The organism is Streptomyces sp. NPDC051286, from assembly GCF_044455345.1.
Taxonomy (GTDB): Bacteria; Actinomycetota; Actinomycetes; order Streptomycetales; family Streptomycetaceae; genus Streptomyces.
In genome coordinates, this window is the sequence record NZ_JBITER010000005.1 from 164,215 (window position 1) to 181,740 (window position 17,526).

Annotated in this window: 16 protein-coding genes; 12 read left to right on the top strand and 4 right to left on the bottom strand. The window is 70.8% G+C overall.

Annotated features, from left to right (window positions below; genetic code table 11):
- The first annotated feature begins 98 nt into the window (after positions 1-98).
- The 8 genes from ACIBB8_RS07925 to ACIBB8_RS07960 all read left to right on the top strand — a co-directional run bounded on the left by ACIBB8_RS07925 (position 99) and on the right by ACIBB8_RS07960 (position 6,989).
- Positions 99-1,259, top strand: a complete 1,161-nt coding sequence (locus ACIBB8_RS07925) for an NAD(P)/FAD-dependent oxidoreductase (protein WP_398949556.1) — start codon at positions 99-101, stop codon at positions 1,257-1,259.
- Entirely contained in the window at positions 1,256-1,621 is a 366-nt protein-coding gene (locus ACIBB8_RS07930) for a (2Fe-2S)-binding protein (RefSeq protein WP_398949557.1), read from the top strand. Before ACIBB8_RS07925 ends, ACIBB8_RS07930 begins: the two co-directional genes overlap by 4 nt.
- Complete coding sequence (locus ACIBB8_RS07935) at positions 1,602-3,092, top strand: NAD(P)/FAD-dependent oxidoreductase (protein ID WP_398949558.1); 1,491 nt, start codon at positions 1,602-1,604, stop codon at positions 3,090-3,092. The genes ACIBB8_RS07930 and ACIBB8_RS07935 overlap by 20 nt, the downstream gene beginning before the upstream one ends.
- 105 nt (positions 3,093-3,197) lie before the next feature.
- Positions 3,198-4,106 (top strand): dihydrodipicolinate synthase family protein, encoded by a 909-nt coding sequence (locus ACIBB8_RS07940; RefSeq protein WP_398949559.1) that lies wholly within the window; start codon positions 3,198-3,200, stop codon positions 4,104-4,106.
- A gap of 58 nt (positions 4,107-4,164) precedes the next feature.
- A complete protein-coding gene (locus ACIBB8_RS07945) occupies positions 4,165-5,166 on the top strand; it encodes a proline racemase family protein (RefSeq protein ID WP_398949560.1) in 1,002 nt (333 codons plus the stop codon).
- Positions 5,163-5,438, top strand: a complete 276-nt coding sequence (locus ACIBB8_RS07950; RefSeq protein ID WP_398949561.1) for a hypothetical protein — start codon at positions 5,163-5,165, stop codon at positions 5,436-5,438. Before ACIBB8_RS07945 ends, ACIBB8_RS07950 begins: the two co-directional genes overlap by 4 nt.
- A gap of 271 nt (positions 5,439-5,709) precedes the next feature.
- The gene (locus ACIBB8_RS07955; RefSeq protein ID WP_398949562.1) at positions 5,710-6,438 is read left to right on the top strand and encodes a GntR family transcriptional regulator; all 729 of its coding nucleotides are present in this window, start codon (positions 5,710-5,712) and stop codon (positions 6,436-6,438) included.
- A 152-nt stretch (positions 6,439-6,590) separates the two neighbouring features.
- Positions 6,591-6,989, top strand: coding sequence for an ATP-binding protein (locus ACIBB8_RS07960; RefSeq protein ID WP_398949563.1), 399 nt, complete (start codon positions 6,591-6,593; stop codon positions 6,987-6,989).
- Positions 6,990-7,031: 42 nt separating this feature from the next.
- On the opposite strand, the gene ACIBB8_RS07965 is transcribed toward ACIBB8_RS07960, so the two are convergent.
- Positions 7,032-8,108 (bottom strand): DUF2637 domain-containing protein, encoded by a 1,077-nt coding sequence (locus tag ACIBB8_RS07965; protein WP_398949564.1) that lies wholly within the window; start codon positions 8,106-8,108, stop codon positions 7,032-7,034.
- Positions 8,109-8,299: 191 nt separating this feature from the next.
- Positions 8,300-9,148, bottom strand: a complete 849-nt coding sequence (locus ACIBB8_RS07970; RefSeq protein ID WP_398949565.1) for a (2Fe-2S)-binding protein — start codon at positions 9,146-9,148, stop codon at positions 8,300-8,302.
- Positions 9,149-9,405: 257 nt separating this feature from the next.
- Between ACIBB8_RS07970 and ACIBB8_RS07975 the strand changes: the two genes are divergently transcribed.
- Positions 9,406-10,227 (top strand): GntR family transcriptional regulator, encoded by an 822-nt coding sequence (locus ACIBB8_RS07975; protein WP_398949566.1) that lies wholly within the window; start codon positions 9,406-9,408, stop codon positions 10,225-10,227.
- Between the two features lie 231 nt (positions 10,228-10,458).
- Here the strand turns inward: ACIBB8_RS07975 and ACIBB8_RS07980 are convergent, their stop codons facing one another.
- Entirely contained in the window at positions 10,459-11,244 is a 786-nt protein-coding gene (locus tag ACIBB8_RS07980; RefSeq protein WP_398949567.1) for a hypothetical protein, read from the bottom strand.
- Positions 11,245-11,446: 202 nt separating this feature from the next.
- Positions 11,447-13,186, bottom strand: a complete 1,740-nt coding sequence (locus ACIBB8_RS07985; RefSeq protein ID WP_398949569.1) for a PucR family transcriptional regulator — start codon at positions 13,184-13,186, stop codon at positions 11,447-11,449.
- A 420-nt stretch (positions 13,187-13,606) separates the two neighbouring features.
- Between ACIBB8_RS07985 and ACIBB8_RS07990 the strand changes: the two genes are divergently transcribed.
- Genes ACIBB8_RS07990 through pucD form a run of 3 tightly spaced genes read left to right on the top strand, consistent with a single transcriptional unit; the run spans position 13,607 to position 17,480 of the window.
- Positions 13,607-14,497 (top strand): FAD binding domain-containing protein, encoded by an 891-nt coding sequence (locus ACIBB8_RS07990; RefSeq protein WP_398949570.1) that lies wholly within the window; start codon positions 13,607-13,609, stop codon positions 14,495-14,497.
- Between the two features lie 2 nt (positions 14,498-14,499).
- Entirely contained in the window at positions 14,500-15,093 is a 594-nt protein-coding gene (locus ACIBB8_RS07995; protein ID WP_398949571.1) for a (2Fe-2S)-binding protein, read from the top strand.
- A gap of 2 nt (positions 15,094-15,095) precedes the next feature.
- Positions 15,096-17,480, top strand: coding sequence for a xanthine dehydrogenase subunit D (gene pucD, locus ACIBB8_RS08000; protein ID WP_398949572.1), 2,385 nt, complete (start codon positions 15,096-15,098; stop codon positions 17,478-17,480).
- The last annotated feature ends 46 nt before the right edge of the window (positions 17,481-17,526 follow it).

The window sequence follows — 17,526 nt, forward strand, 5'->3', positions numbered from 1 at the left end:
CACCCCTGCGAGCGCCGCGAGGGGGTGACAGTCGTTCAACTGGCCCTGTGCGCACCCTTGGCGGCCCTATAGCAATGTGACATATTACTGCCGTGCCCATGAGACAGACCCTGGATGTCGTCATTGTCGGGGCCGGAGTGGTCGGTGCCGCCTGCGCCTACTACGCCTCCCGGTTCGGACTGTCCGTAGCAGTGGTCGACCGCGGACCGGTCGCCGGAGGCACCACCGGAGCCGGGGAGGGAAACCTCCTGGTCTCCGACAAAGTTCCAGGACCCGAACTCGAACTGGCCCTGTTCTCCGCCTCCTTGTGGCGCCGACTGGCGGAGGAACTGCCTGCGGGCATCGAGTACGAGCACAAGGGCGGCCTGGTCGTGGCGGCGTCCGAGGAATCCCTGACCACCCTGTCCACGACGGCCGCCGGCCAGCGGGCGGCCGGAGTCGAGGCGTACCACGTCACATCCGACCGGCTCCGCGACATCGAGCCCCATCTCGCACCGCACCTCGCCGGAGGCTGCCACTATCCGCAGGATGCGCAGGTTCAACCAGCACTTGCGGCAGCCGAGTTGTTACGGTCCGCCGACCGCTCCGGGGCGCGCCTGTGCCTGGGGGAGGAGGTCGTCGCGATCCTCAGGGACCGAGAGGGCGCGGTACGCGGGGTGCGCACCGCACACGGCGAACTGCTCGCCCCGGCGGTCGTCAACGCGGCGGGCACCTGGGGCGGCGAACTGGCCGCACTGGCCGGAGTGGACCTGCCGGTCCTGCCGCGCAGGGGGTTCGTGCTCGTCACCGAACCGTTGCCCCGGCTGATTCGGCACAAGGTCTACGCGGCGGAGTACGTGGCCGATGTGTCGAGCGGTTCCGCGGCGCTGCAGACCTCGCCCGTGGTGGAGGGAACCCCCTCGGGGCCGGTGCTGATCGGGGCCAGCCGCGAGCGGGTCGGCTTCGACCGGACATTGTCGGTTCCGGTGATCGCCCGACTGGCCTCCCAGGCCGCCGCTCTTTTCCCCGTACTGGCGGATGTGCGGGTGATGCGCGCCTACCACGGGTTCCGCCCGTATCTGCCCGATCATCTGCCGGCGATCGGCCCGGACCCACGGGTGCCGGGTCTCTTCCACGCCTGCGGCCATGAAGGGGCCGGGATCGGGCTGGCCCCCGCGACCGGGCTGCTGATCGCCGATGCGATCGCCGGGCGGCAGCCGGAAATCGATCTCGGACCGTTCGCCCCGGACCGGTTCGACGCCATGAGTCGGATCCCATGACGGTGGAGGGGGCTCGTGCCCCGGGAGAGGATGTTGTGAGACGTACCCGTGCACGCACCCCGGCCGAACTCGTCGCGGCGGAGCCGGGACCGGCATTCCAGCTGACCTTCGACGGGCGCCCGATCCGTGGACTGCCGGGCCAGAGCATCGCCGCGGCACTCTGGTCGGCGGGCATCCTGACCTGGCGTACCACTCGCGTCCACGGCCGACCTCGGGGAGCCTTCTGCGGCATCGGTGCCTGTTACGACTGCCTGGCCACCGTGAACGGCCGGCCCAACCAGCGCGCGTGCCTGCTTCCCGCCCGTCCCGGCGACATCATCACCACGCAGGAGGGCGACGGGCATGCCGCACTCGACAGCTGAACGCTTGCCACGGGCAGCGGACCGTGTCGGACTCGCCGTGGTCGGCGCAGGGCCGGCCGGCCTGGCCGCGGCCGTCACCGCGGCCGATCACGGGCTCGACGTGGTTCTGCTGGACTCGGCCGTCACGCCCGGCGGACAGTACTACCGGAGCCCGGCCGACGGGCTCGGCGCCGCCCGGCCGGGCGCCCTTCACCACGGCTGGTCCCTTTTCGCCGAACTCTCGGCACGGCTTGCGGCGCACCGCGACTCCGGCGCGATCCGCCATCTCGCCGATCACCATGTCTGGACGGTCGAACGAGCCGGTGACGGTGACTGGATCCTGCACGCCGTCACCGGATCCGAAGGGGACCACCGCAGCGCTGTCCCGGCCCGCCGACTGCTGCTGGCGACGGGGGCCCATGAACGTCAACTGCCCTTCCCCGGATGGACACGTCCGGGTGTGGTGAGTGCGGCCGGGGCCCAGGCCATGCTCAAGTCCGGCCTGGTGCTTCCGGGCCGCCGGATCGTGGTCGCGGGGAGCGGTCCGCTTCTTCAGGCCGTCGCTCTCTCGCTGACGCGCGCCGGTGCCGGTGTTCCGGCGCTGGTCGAAGCGTCCGGATACGGCGCGTACGCGCGAAATCCCCTGGTGCTGGCCGTCAACCCCGGCAAGGCGGCGGAAGCGGTCCGGTACGGGGTGGCGCTGGCCCGCGCCGGAGTCCGGGTTCTGTCCCACCGGGCAGTCACCGACGTGCACGGCGAAGACCGGGTGGAGGCGGTGACCGTCAGCCGGGTGGACCACCGATGGCGTCCGCTGCCGGGGACCGGTCGCAGGATCGCCTGCGATGCACTCGCCGTCGGGCACGGGCTCGTTCCTCAGCTGGAGCTCGCCGTGGCGGTGGGCTGCGGTACGCGCGTGTGCGCGGACGGTACGCACGCGGTCGTCCTCGACGAGCAGCTCAGGACCACCGTGCCGGGGGTCTGGGCGGCGGGCGAGACGGGCGGTATCGGGGGTGTCGAACTTGCTCTGTGTGAAGGGGAGTTGGCTGCGCTGTCAGTCCTTCGCGAGGTTCGGGGCGGGGTGCGGCGGGAAGCGGCACGCAGAGCTGTCGCTCTGCGTCGTTCCCGGCGCGGCCTGCGGGCCTTCGCCGCGTTGATGGGCGCCGTGCACCGGCCGGGGGCGGGGTGGAGCGCATGGCTGACCGACGACACGGAGGTCTGCCGTTGCGAAGAGGTGACCGCGGGCCGGATCCGTGCCGCGTGCGAGGAACTCGGAGCGGGTGACACCCGGACCGTCAAACTGCTCACCAGGGCCGGGATGGGGTGGTGCCAGGGCCGGACCTGCGGATTCGCCGCCCGCGAACTGGCCGATGCGCACGGCACCGCACACAACACGGGACCCGGCACCGGAGAAGAACCGGACGGACCCGACCGGCGGCCGCTGGGCTGCCCCGTGAAGCTGTCCACGCTCGCCGAACCGACCGACCCGGGGTAGACCCGCACCCACTCCCCACCGCGCCTCGGCGCTCCTCGCCGCCGGCTGCCGCCCATGCACCGCCTGCCATGACATGTCACACCTCGCACCTCATAAGGAGCCACGATGCTGACGAACGCACACCTGCGCACCCGCCCCTGGCACGGTGTCATGGTCGCCGCACCGCTGACCCTGCGCGACGACTGCACGATCGACTACGACGCCTATGCCACGCACGTCCAACAGCTCATCGCGGCGGGTTGCGACGGTGTGGTGCCCAACGGGTCACTGGGGGAGTACCAGACCCTGACCGACAGTGAACGCGAGCAGGTGGTCAGGGTCGCCGTCGAGGCGGCCGGCGACGGCAGCCGCGTCATGCCGGGCGTCTCCGCCTATGGCAGCGCCGAGTCACGACGCTGGGCGGAACAAGCCGCAGAGGCGGGCGCCGGTTCCGTCATGCTCCTGCCGCCCAACGGCTACCGCTGCGAGGTCGCGGCGGTCCGCGCCCACTACGCCGCCGTGGCCGAAGTCGGGGTGCCGGTCGTCGCGTACAACAACCCCTACGACACCAAGGTGGACCTGACCCCGAGCCTGCTCGCCGCTCTCCACCAGGAGGGCAGCATCGTGGCGGTCAAGGAGTTCAGTGGCGACGTCCGGAGGGCGTACGAGATCGCCGAACAGGCGCCCGGCCTCGACCTGCTCGTCGGCGCCGACGACGTACTGCTGGAACTGGCGCTCGCCGGGGCCGTCGGCTGGATCGCCGGCTGCCCGAACATGCTGCCGTCGTGTTGTGTCGAGCTGTACCGGGCTGCTGTGACAGGTGACCTGGCAACCGCCCTGCCGCTCTACCGCGAACTGCACCCTCTGTTGCGGTGGGACTCGAAGCCGGAATTCGTCCAGGCCATCAAGGCATCCATGGACGTTGCCGGACGCCACGGCGGCCGCACCCGTCCGCCGCGCCTCCCGCTGCCCGCCGACGACGCGGCCGCCGTCCGGGCCGCGACGGAGAAGGTGCTGGCCGGGGGCCTCGGCTGAGCGATGCTCCCACCGCCGTAGGTCCGGTCAGCGCCCAAGTGACAAACCAGGGAGAGCCTTGCAGACACGTCATATATTCCATGCGGTCGACTCACACACCGAGGGCATGCCCACCCGCGTCATCACCGGCGGCATCGGCACCATTCCCGGTGCCACGATGGCCGAACGGCGCAGGTACTTCCAGGAGCACCGGGACGCCGTGCGCACCCTGCTCATGTACGAACCGCGCGGCCATGCCGCCATGAGCGGCGCGATCCTCCAGCCGCCCACCCGGCCCGACGCGGACTTCGGCGTCCTCTACATAGAAGTCTCCGGGTTCCTGCCGATGTGCGGGCACGGCACCATCGGAGTCGCGACCGTTCTGGTGGAGACCGGCATGGTCGAGGTCACCGAACCCGTCACCACCGTACGGCTGGACACCCCGGCCGGACTCGTCAGCGTCGACGTCCGGGTGAGGGACGGCGCGGCCGCCGCCGTCACGCTGACAAACGTTCCCGCGTTCAGCGCCGCACTCGACCGGACGGTGGACGTACCCGGCTACGGGCCGATGCGCTACGACCTCGCCTACGGCGGCAACTTCTACGCGATGCTGCATCTCTCCGACCTCGGCCTGCCCTTCGACCGGGCGCGCAAGGACGACATCCTCACGGCCGGACTCGCCCTGATGGACGCGGTCAACGCCGCTGACCGCCCCGTCCATCCGGAGGATCCGGACATTCACGGCCTCAAGCACGTGCAGTTCATCGCACCCGGTTCCGATGCCCGCCACTCCCGGCACGTGATGGCGATCCACCCGGGCTGGTTCGACCGGTCGCCCTGTGGAACCGGCACCTCGGCACGCATGGCCCAACTGCACGCGCGCGGCGAACTTCCCCTGGACACCGACTTCGTGAACGAGTCCTTCATCGGGACGTCGTTCACCGGACGTCTCGTCGAGAAGACCACCGTGGGCGGGCTGCCCGCAGTCGTCCCCACCGTCACCGGCCGGGCCTGGATCACCGGTACCGCACAGTTCTTCCTGAACCCGTCCGATCCCTTCCCCGAAGGATTCCTGTTGTGAACCGTCCCCTGCTCGGCGCCGAAGACATCGAGGTCCTGGAGCCCGGAGCCGTGGACGCCCTGGAGGCGGCGCTGAGCGGGGGACTCGATCCGGAGACTTCCCCGGCCCGGCACCATGTCACAGTGCCCGGTGGAGAGCTGCTGATCACGCACGCCACCACTCTGCACGTGACCCGAGTGAAGATCGCCGGAGTCGACACCGCTCTCGTGTCACGCTCCGCCGTGATCGTCGATCGAGGGCGGCGGCTCTGTCGGAGGCGGGCGATCTGCTGATCCCGATGGCGGAACGAGTCTTCAGCGCCGGGGACATCACCGGCAACCTCGCCGACCTGGTGACCGGTCGGATCCCCGACGCGAAAGCGGCTCCCTTCGAACTTCCCTGTTCTTCAAAAGTGTCGGAATGGGCTGGGAAGAGCTGGCGGTCGCCGTGGCGGTGCACCGTAATTCGGCGCGCTGACCACGTTGTCCACAGGCCGGGAACGACGGGCCTCAGCGGAAACACACCGCTGTATTCTGAGGGCCCGTACGGCGCTGGAGGAACAAAATGGCCCGCCTGACGACGCTCGGCGCCATCTCGGCGCAAGAGCACTTGCGCGACCGAGTGGCGAATGCCCTCAGAGCGGCCCTGATCGCCGGGGACCTCCGTCCGGGCATGATCTACTCCGCTCCCGCGCTCGCCGCCGAATTCGGCGTGTCCGCCACCCCGGTCCGTGAGGCCATGCTCGACCTGGCGCGTGAGGGCTTGGTCGAAGCGGTCCGCAACAAGGGCTTTCGGATCACCGAGCTGACCGAACAGGACCTCGACGACTTCACGGAACTCCGGGCCATGATCGAGGTCCCCACCGTCGGCCGCATCGCACGGATGGGCAGGACCAGGGAGCTGAAGGCGCTGCGGCCGCTCGCTCTGGCGATCGTTGCCGCCGCTGCCGAGCACGACATCATCGGCTATCTGGAGGCCGATCGTCGCTTCCATCTCGAACTGCTCGGACTGGCCGGCAACCGCAGGCTGGTGGAGGAAGTCGGCAACCTGCGCAAGCGATCGCGTCTCTTCGGGCTGAACCGACTCGCCGCGCAGGGGCAGTTGGTCACATCGGCCGAGGAGCATGTGCAGTTGCTCGACCTTCTGATCGCCGGTGACGCCCAGCGGGCCGAGACCTGCATGCTGGCCCATATGTCACATGTCAGGTCGCTCTGGGCCGAGGAGGAGGGCGACGACACGGGCACGGGAGGTGTCCGGATCAGAAGGGTGTCGCTGCCGGTCGCAGAGGCCTGAACTACCGGCCTCGTCCTGGAGGCCCGGTGTGCGGCCGCCCCCCTGTGCGCATATTGATGAGTCGACAAGCGTGACAGCCCCTGTGCGGGGCATGCATCCCGGGAGGATGTTCGGCGAGAAGGGGGCGATCGACTGTGCACGCGGGGGAGACGATGGAGCGTCAGTACGATGTCCGGCTGCACCGCAGACTTGCTCGCACCGACCTGTCGGCCGTGGCCGAAGTGCGGTGTGCTCTGCGGGAGTTCCTACGGTATCGATGGCAGGAGGATTCTGCCGAAGTGGCGGAGCTTTTGCTCAGCGAACTGGTGACCAACGCACTGGTCCACACGGATCACGGAGCGGTCGTCACCGTGAAGGTGGCACCGGCGACGCTACGCGTCGAGGTCCGGGACTTTGTCACCGGACTGACCATGTCGTACGTCCCGAACGCCGACGACGGTACGCACGGCAGGGGACTGGTCCTGGTGCATGCTCTCGCGGACGCCTGGGGAGTGACGGCGCACGCGCTGGGCAAGGTGGTCTGGTTCGAGCTGGACGGCGAAAAGCCCTGAGAGCCCGGAAGGGACCGGGCCGTCAGGGCCTTTCGTGACGGATCAGCCGAACTGCTGCTCCAGATCCTTCAGTTTCCGCTCCAGCGAATCGAGGCGGGGCAGTGCCTGAGTGTCGTCCTCGGCGGTGAGATCGACGGTGACCAGTTCATTGGAGTTCCAGTCCGAGGCGCTGGAGCCCGGACCCGTCACGGCCTGCAGAGATGGCCGGGGGCGCAAGGGCAGTTGTCCCGGCTCGGATAGGGCGGGCTCCATGGCGGACTGCGCAGAGACCGTCGAGGGGGCGATGGCCTGGACGTCCACCTGGGTGCCGCCCCGGCCGACCCGGCGCCAGGCCCGGTTCTGCCGGTTCAGCGCCTTGATGTGGGCCCGGTCCAGCTTCTCCTGGTCCTTCCTGCGGAGACGGCGCTGCTCCTTCTCACGCCGGTCCTCACGTACCTCCTCGACCGCTTCGTCCAGGGTGCGTACGCCCTCCAGCAGCATCAGTGACCAGGCGCCGAAGGTCTCACGGGGGGCGCGCAGCCACCGTACGATCCGGATCTGCGGCAGCGGACGGGGCACCAGGCCCTGCTCGCGCAGTGCGGCCCGGCGGGTCTGTTTCAGCGCCCGGTCGAAGAGCACGGCTGCCGAGAGCGACATCCCCGCGAAGAAGTGCGGAGCGCCCGCGTGGTCGATTCCGCGGGGTGCGTGCACCCAGTTGAACCAGGCGGCCGCGCCGGCGAACGTCCATACGAGCAGCCGTGATCCGAGCGCCGCGTCACCGTGGCTGGCCTCGCGCACTGCGAGTACGGAACAGAACATCGCGGCCCCGTCGAGGCCGAACGGAACGAGATACTCCCAGCCCCCGGAGAGACCGAGGTTCTGCTCGCCGAAGCCGACGAGTCCGTGGAAGGAGAGGGCGGCGGCGACCGCCGCGCAGCAGAACAGCAGGACGTACGAGGCGGTGGCATACAGCGCCTCCTTGCGTCTGCGGCGTTCCTCGCTGCGTTCCCAGCTGTCGTCGGCCGCAGAATTGTCAGTGGCGCGCTTGCCGCGTGCGACCACCGCCACCGCTGCCAGGACCCCCACGAGCAGCACGGCGCCCGGAAGCAGCCAATTCAGCGATATGTCGGTCAGTCTCATGCGCGGTCCCTTGCATCGCGTAGGGCATTTCGGGCGCCATGATTGCCGAAACGCCGTCACGCTCAGGGGGTTTCGGGGCAAGAGAACGCCATTGGGTTGGCAGGGCATACGGATAGCCGGGATCTGATCGAATATCCGTACACGGCCAGTGATCTGCGTTCGAATAGTACTACTCGTACGAGCCGCGTGGATCAGTGAGTGGGCGTCAGTTTCCTCACCCGCTCCGTGTCGCAGGTGCGCGGGCAGGTGACGCAGGTGTCCTCGGGGCGCAGCGTGTAGAAGAGGCAGCAGCTCGCCCGGTCGCGGGTGGGCAGCGACTCGCCGTTCGGCCCGGTCAGTTCACGGAAGCCCGCCGAGCCGACGTACGGCTTCGTGGTGCCCGGCAGGAGCGCCTCCAGTTCGGTCATCGCGCGCCGCTCCTCGCCGAGCAGATGGGCGATGTACCAGAGGCCTTCGACGATCTCGTCCGTCGCCATGCCCCACAGCGCCCTCCTGCCGCGGCGCATCCGGGGCCCGAAGCCGTCGAGCACCGGGCCGAGGTGTTCGGCCACCGCCGCAAGCGCCTCGGCCCGCAAAGCTGCTTCGTCCGCCACCACCCGGGCGCCCGGCAGTGCGGCCGCCGGATCGTCCGGCAGGCACGCGAACTCCCTCACGCGTACGGTCAGATGGCCCAGGGCCCGCTGGAACGCGACGTCCTCGACGGGGATCCGCGGCACCCTGCGGTGCAGGAACCACGGCACGGTCACCAACAGGCAGGCGGGCCAGGCGTAGCGGTGCAGTCCGAAGGCGGCAATCACGTCGGGGCGGGCCTGCTGTCCGTAGTCCCGAAGCACCTGCGCGTTGTCCCAGGCGAGAAACGTGTCCAGGGCCGCGCCGCCGGCCGCGAGCTCGTCCGCGCCCACCCAGCCGGCGCCGGACGGGGTCGCCGCGTCGTCCCCGAGAACCTCGGCACGCAGCCCGGGGAAGACCTCGGTCAGGCGGGCGTACGCGCCCGTCACGGCAGACGCGGTGGCACCGGGAAGCAGGGTGGGGAGGGTCATGCAGGGACCACCGAATCGCGATCGTTTGCAGGTAAGCCTTACCTTACCCGAACTGATCGGTGTTTGAACTGCGGCCTCGTCCGCTTACGGCCTGGTGCACGATAGAGAGTGGATCAGCGAGCGGCATCATGCGGCTTCGAATCCAAGGCGGAGTCGCATGACGCCGGGAGCCCGCTCGCTATCGTGCACCAGGCCGTTATCGTGCACAACGGGCATGGCGCATGCGAGCCGGCCCGTGGCCGGCCGAGGAGGTCCGAGTGGAGCAGGGCAGAGCGCGTGAGCAGGCGCCAGCGTTGTACATGTCCGCCGCGTCCTCGTCCGCGGCCACACCGCCGTCGGTACCGTCCGTCCGGATGCCGGACCAGGCGCGCGGCAATCAGCCATGTGCCGAGCGGGCCGGTGCCGACCGGGTGCGTGGTGAGCACACCCACAGCGAGCCGCCCGTGCCCCGCGTCGTGGTGCAGCGGCACTCCGTCCGCGGCCAGATCCTGGACGCCCTGCGCGCCGCTCTCGTCGACGGCGAGCTGTTGCCCGGGCAGGTCTACTCCGCCCCGGTGCTCGGCGCCCGCTTCGGCGTGTCGGCGACGCCGGTCCGTGAGGCGATGCAGCAGCTGGCGATCGAGGGCGCCGTCGAGGTCGTGCCGAACCGCGGCTTCCGGGTCGCCGAGCGCGGCCCGCAGGAGCTCGCCGAGCTGGCCGAGGTGCGCGCGCTGATCGAGGTGCCCGTCATGCTGCGGCTGGCCCGCACCGTGGAGCAGGCCCGCTGGGCCGCCCTGCGTCCGCTGGCCGAGGCCACGGTCGCGGCCGCCGCGGTGGGGGACCGGGCGAGCTACGCCGAGTGCGACCGCGCCTTCCACCGTGCGGTCCTCGCGCTCTCCGGCAACCAGCAACTCGTGATGGTCGCCGACGATCTGCACCGGCGCTCCCAGTGGCCCCTGGAGCACAACCCGGCCACCCGCCGCGCCGATCTGCTCGCCGACGCCGCGGAGCACACCGCGCTGCTCGACGCGCTGATCGCCCAGGATCTCCCCGTCGTGCAGTCGCTCGTACGCGAACACTTCGCGGGCGCGGACCGCTGACACGACGGCCGGGGCCGCCGTCACCTCCACGGACCGCTGTGGCTGGCGTGCGCGACAGCAGGGGGCAGGACGCAAAGCCCGCCGCCGCGGTGCCGCAGAACCCGAACCGTGGCCCGAACCCGCCGCCCGCACCGCCGCTTCCGACGCCGATCCCCGAGTGGAGCGACGCGGGACGGCAGCCCGGTGATCCGGTCGCGGACCGTACCTCACGGCCCTCCGCGGGGGAGGCCGTCAGTTCGCCTCGGCCGTTCCGGGGGCCGACGGCTCCAGGTGCGGGGCCAGCCAGGTCGGTACGCCGCCCAGGAGGCGGAAGAGGCGCCCCGCCTCGGTGCGCAGCCGCGCCGCCGCCTCCGGTTCCGGTTCGGTGTCCGCCAGAGCGATCAGCGCCGGCGCCGTGCCGACCAGAAAGCCCAGCTCCTCCCTTATCCGCAGTGATTCGGCGAACCCGTGCCGGGCCTCGGCCAGTTCGCCCTCGCGCAGCGACAGCAGCGCCAGGTGACGCCAGGTCGAGGAGAGCAGCAGCTCGTCGCCCTGGGCCGTGGCGCCGGCGTGCGCCCTGCGGTACGCGGCACGGGCGGCCTGCGGCGAGTCGGCGATGTTCTGCGCGATCAGGCCGCGGCGGAAGTCGAGCAGCGGGCGGCCCGGGGCCGCGGGGGAGAGCAGGGCGGCGGACCGGCTCAGCGCCACCCGGGACTCGTCGGCCCGGTCCCGTACCCCGAGGAGGGTCGACGCGTATGCCAGATGGCCGCGTTCGCAGGCAGCGGCGCCGCGCTCGGCGTCGTCGTGGGCGAGGGCCTCGGCCGTGCGCAGGGCGTCCTCGGCGTCGGTCCAGCCGTCGCCGGTGTACAGACAGCGTTCGATCAGCAGAGCCGTCCGCTGGAGTGCCGCGGCCGGATCGGTCGTGGCGTCACGTTCGAGCAGAGCGGCGGCGTCCGTCCAGCAGGCGCGTGACCGCAGCCGCCATACCGCTGTCTGGAGCGGCGGATCGTCATCTGCTGTCGTTCCGGAACCAGACATGGCGGTATGCGCCACATTGCCCTCCCCGAGCGCGCCATTGAGCTGTTGAGGGCCTGTCGTCGAACCGGGGCCCGACCCCGGTTCGACGACAGGCATTGAGTCTGGCGGCATCTCAGCACGGAATGGCACGCCGGGCCAAGGGGTCAGGTGAATGAATTCACAATCGGCCGGTCGCGGGGAGGGCTGTGGTAGACGCGTGAAGTCAGCTCATACGCAGGGCGAGGAAGAAATCGAGCTTGTCCTCGAGGCGCGAAAGGTCACGCCCCGTCAACTGCTCGATTCGCCCGACCCGGTAGCGCAAGGTGTTGACGTGCAGATGCAGTCGGGCCGCGCAGCGGGTCCAGGAACCGTCGCAGTCCAGGAACGCTTCCAGGGTCGGGATCAGTTCGGCCCGGTGGCGCCGGTCGTAGCCGCGCAGCGGGTCGAGCAGCCGTGCCGTGAACGCGCGGCGCACATCGTCCGGGACGAACGGCAGCAGCAGGACGTGCGAAGCGAGTTCGTGGTGGCCGGCCGCGCAGACCCGGCCCGGACGGGCCGCCGCCACCCGGCGGGCGTGCCGGGCCTCCTCCAGGGCGCCGCGCAGTCCCTCGGGGGAGTGCACCGCGGCGCTGACACCCAGTGTCAGGCGGCCGTCGTCAGCGAGGCCTGCGGAGAGCGGTTCGCTGACGGCGGCGAGCAGCGCGTCGGCGTGCAGCGCCGGGTCGTCCCCGGCGCCGGCCGCGGCGTCCCCGGCGTCCGTGAGGTCCGGCACCGGTCCGGCGGCAGCGGGCAGCGGTACGAGGGCGACCGCCTCGTCGCCCGTGTGCGCGACCGCGATCCGGTCGGCGGAGTCGGGGCCGGTGACCGCCGGGTCGACCAGGAGCTCCTCCAGCAGCGCCTGGGCGACGGGGCCGCCCTCGATGCCGGACGTGCCCGCGCCGCCCGTGGACCCCGGCGCGCCCTCCACGTCCCAGTCGACCCGGGCGACGACGACCTGCCAGTGCGGGGTGGTGCCGAGGCCGGGCAGCAGGACCGGGGCGGCGACCCGCAGCCTGGCCGCGATCTCGATGGGCGCGGCACCCGTCTGGAGCAGCTCCAGGACCTCCTGGGCGAGCCTGCGGCGTACCGTGCGGGCCGCGTCGCGCCGGTCCCGTTCGACCGCGATCAGCTGGGTGACGCCCTGGAGCAGATCCAGCCGGGCAGCCGGCCAGTCGCTCGCGTCGGCCTCCACCGCGAGCAGCCAGTCGGAGAGGAACGACTCGCGGACGTCCCGGGGCGCGGGGGCGGCACCCCTGCCGGTGTTCCGGATCGGGAACAGCGAATACGTGGTGCCGTCAACGGTGGCCCGGTGCGGACCCCGGCGGCCGGTGCGGGTGGCGGCCAGATGCCGGCCGGCCAGCACCGCGCCGACCGGGCCGGGCAGCGGCGCACCGGCGCCCGCGATCTGCCGGCCCGTGGGGGAGAGCACCCAGGCGTGCAGATCGAGGTCCGAGCCGAGCAGATCGAGGACCACCTCCGGGCCGCCGCCAGCCGGACCCGAGGTCATCAGCCTGCGGTGCCGGTCCACGACCGCCGCCAGATCGCCCGCCCGCTCGCCGGACACCTGGCGCACCACATGCTCGGTGATCGTTGCGAACGCGACGGCTTCATGGACGGCGAAGAGGGGGAGCCGGTGCCGCGCGCACGCCTCGATCAGATCGTCGGGGATGTCACCGAGCTCCGCCTCGCCGGCCGCGAGTCCGGCGACCCCGGCGCCCGCCAGGATTCGTACGAACGGCTCCGAGTCCGCCGCGTCCCGGCGCCACGCCAGGCCCGTCAGGACCAGCTCCCCGCCGGCCAGGTAGCGGCTCGGGTCCCGCAGGTCGGTGGTCATGACGCCGCGGACGGACCGGTCGAGCTCGTCCTCGCCACCGAGCAGCCGCAGGCCCAGCGCATCGGTTTCCAGCAGTGCGCGCAGCCGCATCTCGTTGCCGCCGATCTCTTTCGTTGGTGCGGGTGAAAACTGGGTATTGCGGTGAGGTAACTGATCCCCGCTATTCGTTCGAATCTACAAGATGAGGACGGAGACCAGCCAACTCCTTCATGGTTTCGGTGACTGCACCGTGTGGAGTCCCGGTTGTGTACTGGGTCACACATCGCTTTGGACCGGCCGGCACGTGGGGGGTGGGAGAAGGAGCGGGGCTGGGTGCGTGCAGCTGCAAGGCGGAGGATGGAGGCAACGCGGAGCGTTGTTGACTGACGACAACGCCGCAGATGTTCGTGCCCGGCCCCGCGACGCCGCCTCCCCTGTGCCGGTCGGTCCTCACAGCACATGAACAAGCCGATCCAGGGCCGGCCGTCCCCAGCCCCAGCGAACGACCGAATGAGAAGAAGAGAGCCACTCATGGACTTCCTTCGCCCCGCCAGCTGGGAGGAGGCGCTCGCCGCCAAGGCCGAGCACCCGACGGCTGTGCCCATTGCGGGCGGCACCGATGTGATGGTCGAGATCAACTTCGACCACCGGCGGCCCGAGTACCTCCTGGACCTGAACCGCATCGGTGAGCTGACCGAGTGGGAGGTGGGCCAGGAGATCGTGCGGCTCGGCGCCTCCGTGCCGTACAGCCACATCATGGAGCACCTGCGGGCCGAGCTGCCCGGCCTGGCGCTCGCCTCGCACACCGTCGCGTCCCCGCAGATCCGCAACCGCGGAGGCGTCGGTGGCAACCTGGGTACCGCGTCGCCCGCCGGTGACGCCCACCCGGCCCTGCTCGCCGCGGGCGCCGAGGTCGAGGCCGAGTCCGTACGCGGAACCCGGATGATCCCGATCGACGCCTTCTACACCGGCGTCAAGCGCAACGCCCTCGAACCGGACGAGCTGATCCGGGCCGTGCACATCAAGAAGGCCGACGGGCCGCAGCAGTACTCCAAGGTCGGCACCCGCAACGCGATGGTCATCGCAGTCTGTGCCTTCGGCCTGGCCCTGCACCCGGAGACCCGCACGGTCCGTACCGGCATCGGTTCCGCCGCCCCGACACCCATCCGTGCGAAGGAGGCCGAGGAATTTCTGAACGCCGCGCTCGAAGAGGGCGGGTTCTGGGACAGCCGCACGATCATCACACCGTCCATCGCCGCTCAGTTCGCCACGCTCGCCGCCGGCGCCTGCAACCCGATCGACGATGTGCGCGGCACCGCCAACTACCGCAGGCACGCGGTGGGGATCATGGCCCGCCGCACCCTCGGCTGGACCTGGGAGTCGTACCGCGGCAACGGCCGCAGCACCGAAGGAGCTGCCTGATCATGCGCGTCAATTTCACGGTCAACGGCCGTAAGCAGGAGGCCGACGACGTCTGGGAGGGCGAGTCCCTCCTCTACGTGCTGCGCGAGCGGATGGGCCTGCCCGGTTCCAAGAACGCCTGCGAGCAGGGCGAATGCGGCTCCTGCACGGTCCGCCTGGACGGCGTCCTGGTCTGTGCCTGTCTGGTCGCCGCGGGTCAGGTGGAGGGCCGCGAGGTCGTCACCGTGGAGGGCCTCGCCGCCTTCGCCGCCCACCGCTCCGAGGCGCACCCCGGCAGTGGCTGCGCCTCCGGCGCCTGCGGGACCGCACTTGACCAGGCCCGCCGGTGGGAGGCCAGGCCGACCGGTGAGCAGCCCCGCGACGCCGGTGAACTCTCCCCGATCCAACAGGCGTTCATCGACGCGGGCGCCGTCCAGTGCGGCTTCTGCACCCCCGGTCTGCTCGTCGCCGCCGATGAGCTGCTGGAGCGCAACCCGGAGCCGTCCGACGCGGACATCCGCGAGGCGCTCTCCGGCAACCTCTGCCGCTGCACCGGCTACGAGAAGATCCTCGACGCGGTCCGCCTCGCGGCCGCCCGCGCGGAAGAAACGGTCTGACGATGGGCGTTACCGGCTCCCCCACGAACATCAACCAGGGCACCCGCACCAAGGGCGGCATCGGCGAGTCCACGCTCCGCCCGGACGGCACCCTGAAGGTCACCGGCGAGTTCGCGTACTCCTCGGACATGTGGCACGAGGACATGCTCTGGGGCCACACGCTGCGCTCCATGGTCGCGCACGCCGAGATCATCTCGATCGACACCTCCGAGGCGCTCGCCACCTCCGGCGTCTACGCCGTGCTCACCTACGACGACCTGCCGACCTCGGTGAAGAACTACGGCCTGGAGATCCAGGACACCCCCGTCCTCGCCCACGGCAAGGTCCGTCACCACGGCGAACCGGTGGCGCTCGTCGCCGCCGACCACCCGGAGACCGCCCGCCGCGCCGCCGCGAAGATCAGGATCGACTACCGCGAGCTGCCCGTCATCACCGACGAGGCCTCCGCCACGGCGCCCGACGCGATCCTCGTCCACGAGGGCCGGCGCGACCACCACGCAGGACACGTCCCGCACCCGAACATCCTCCACCGCCAGCCCATCGTCCGCGGTGACGCGGACGCCGCCGCGGCCCGCGCCGATGTGATCGTCAGCGGCGAGTATGTCTTCGGCATGCAGGACCAGGCCTTCCTCGGCCCCGAGTCCGGCCTGGCGGTCCCCGCTGAGGACGGCGGTGTCGATCTGTACGTCGCCACGCAGTGGCTGCACTCCGACCTCCGGCAGATCGCCCCCGTCCTCGGCCTGCCCGAGGACAAGGTCCGCATGACGCTTTCCGGCGTCGGCGGTGCCTTCGGCGGCCGCGAGGACCTGTCGATGCAGATCCACGCCTGCCTGCTGGCGCTCCGCACCGGCAAGCCGGTCAAGATCGTCTACAACCGGTTCGAGTCCTTCTTCGGGCACGTCCACCGCCACCCCGCGAAGCTCTGGTACGAGCACGGCGCGACCCGCGACGGCAAACTCACCCACATGAAGTGCCGCATCGTACTGGACGGCGGCGCCTACGCCTCCGCCTCCCCGGCCGTCGTCGGCAACGCCTCCTCGCTCTCCGTCGGCCCGTACGTCATCGACGACGTCGATATCGAAGCGATCGCGCTCTACACCAACAACCCGCCGTGCGGCGCCATGCGCGGCTTCGGCGCGGTCCAGGCGTGCTTCGCGTACGAGGCGCAGATGGACAAGCTCGCGGCCGAACTGGGCATGGATCCGGTCGAGTTCAGGCAGCTCAACGCCATGGAGCAGGGCACCCTCCTGCCGACCGGGCAGGTCGTCGACTCACCGGCCCCGGTCGCCGAGCTGCTGCGCCGGGTCAAGGCCAGGCCGCTGCCGCCCGAGCGCCAGTGGGAGGTCGCCGGTGAGCAGGCCGACGTACGGGCGCTGCCCGGCGGGCTGTCCAACACCACCCACGGCGAAGGCGTCGTACGCGGCATCGGTTACGCGGTCGGCATCAAGAACGTCGGCTTCTCCGAGGGCTTCGACGACTACTCGACCGCCCGGGTCCGCATGGAGGTCGTCGGCGGCGAACCGGTCGCCACCGTGCATACCGCGATGGCGGAGGTCGGGCAGGGCGGCGTCACCGTCCACGCCCAGATCGCCCGCACCGAGCTCGGTGTCTCCCAGGTCACCATCCATCCGGCCGACACCCAGGTCGGCTCGGCCGGATCCACCTCGGCCTCCCGGCAGACATACGTCACCGGTGGCGCCGTGAAGCACTCCTGTGAGGCCGTCCGCGAGAAGGTCCTGGAGATCGGCCGCCGCAAGTTCGGTACGTACCACCCCGCCTGGGCCAACGCCGAGCTGCTCCTCGAAGACGGCAAGGTCGTCACCGACGGCGGCGAGGTACTCGCCGATCTGGTCGACGTACTGGAGGACGAGGCCGTCGACATCGAGCTGGAGTGGCGCCACCGGCCCACCGAGGCGTTCGACCTGCGCACCGGTCAGGGCAACGGCCACGTCCAGTACTCCTTCGCCGCGCACCGCGCGGTCGTCGAGGTCGACACCGAACTCGGCCTGGTCAAGGTCATCGAACTGGCCTGCGCCCAGGACGTCGGCAAGGCCCTCAACCCGCTGTCCGTCGAAGGACAGATCCAGGGCGGTACCACCCAGGGCCTGGGCGTCGCTGTCATGGAGGAGATCATCGTCGACCCGAAGACCGCGAAGGTACGCAACCCGTCCTTCACGGACTACCTGATCCCCACCATCCTCGACACGCCGACCATCCCGGTCGATGTGCTCGAACTCGCCGACGACCACGCCCCGTACGGGCTCCGTGGCGTCGGCGAGGCCCCGACCCTGTCGTCGACCCCGGCCGTCCTCGCGGCGATCCGGAACGCGACGGGTCTGGAGCTGAACAGGACGCCGGTGCGCCCCGAGCACCTCACCGGCACCTGACCGAGAGCTCCCGCCGAACTCTCCGGGCGGTGCGGGCCTCCCAGGA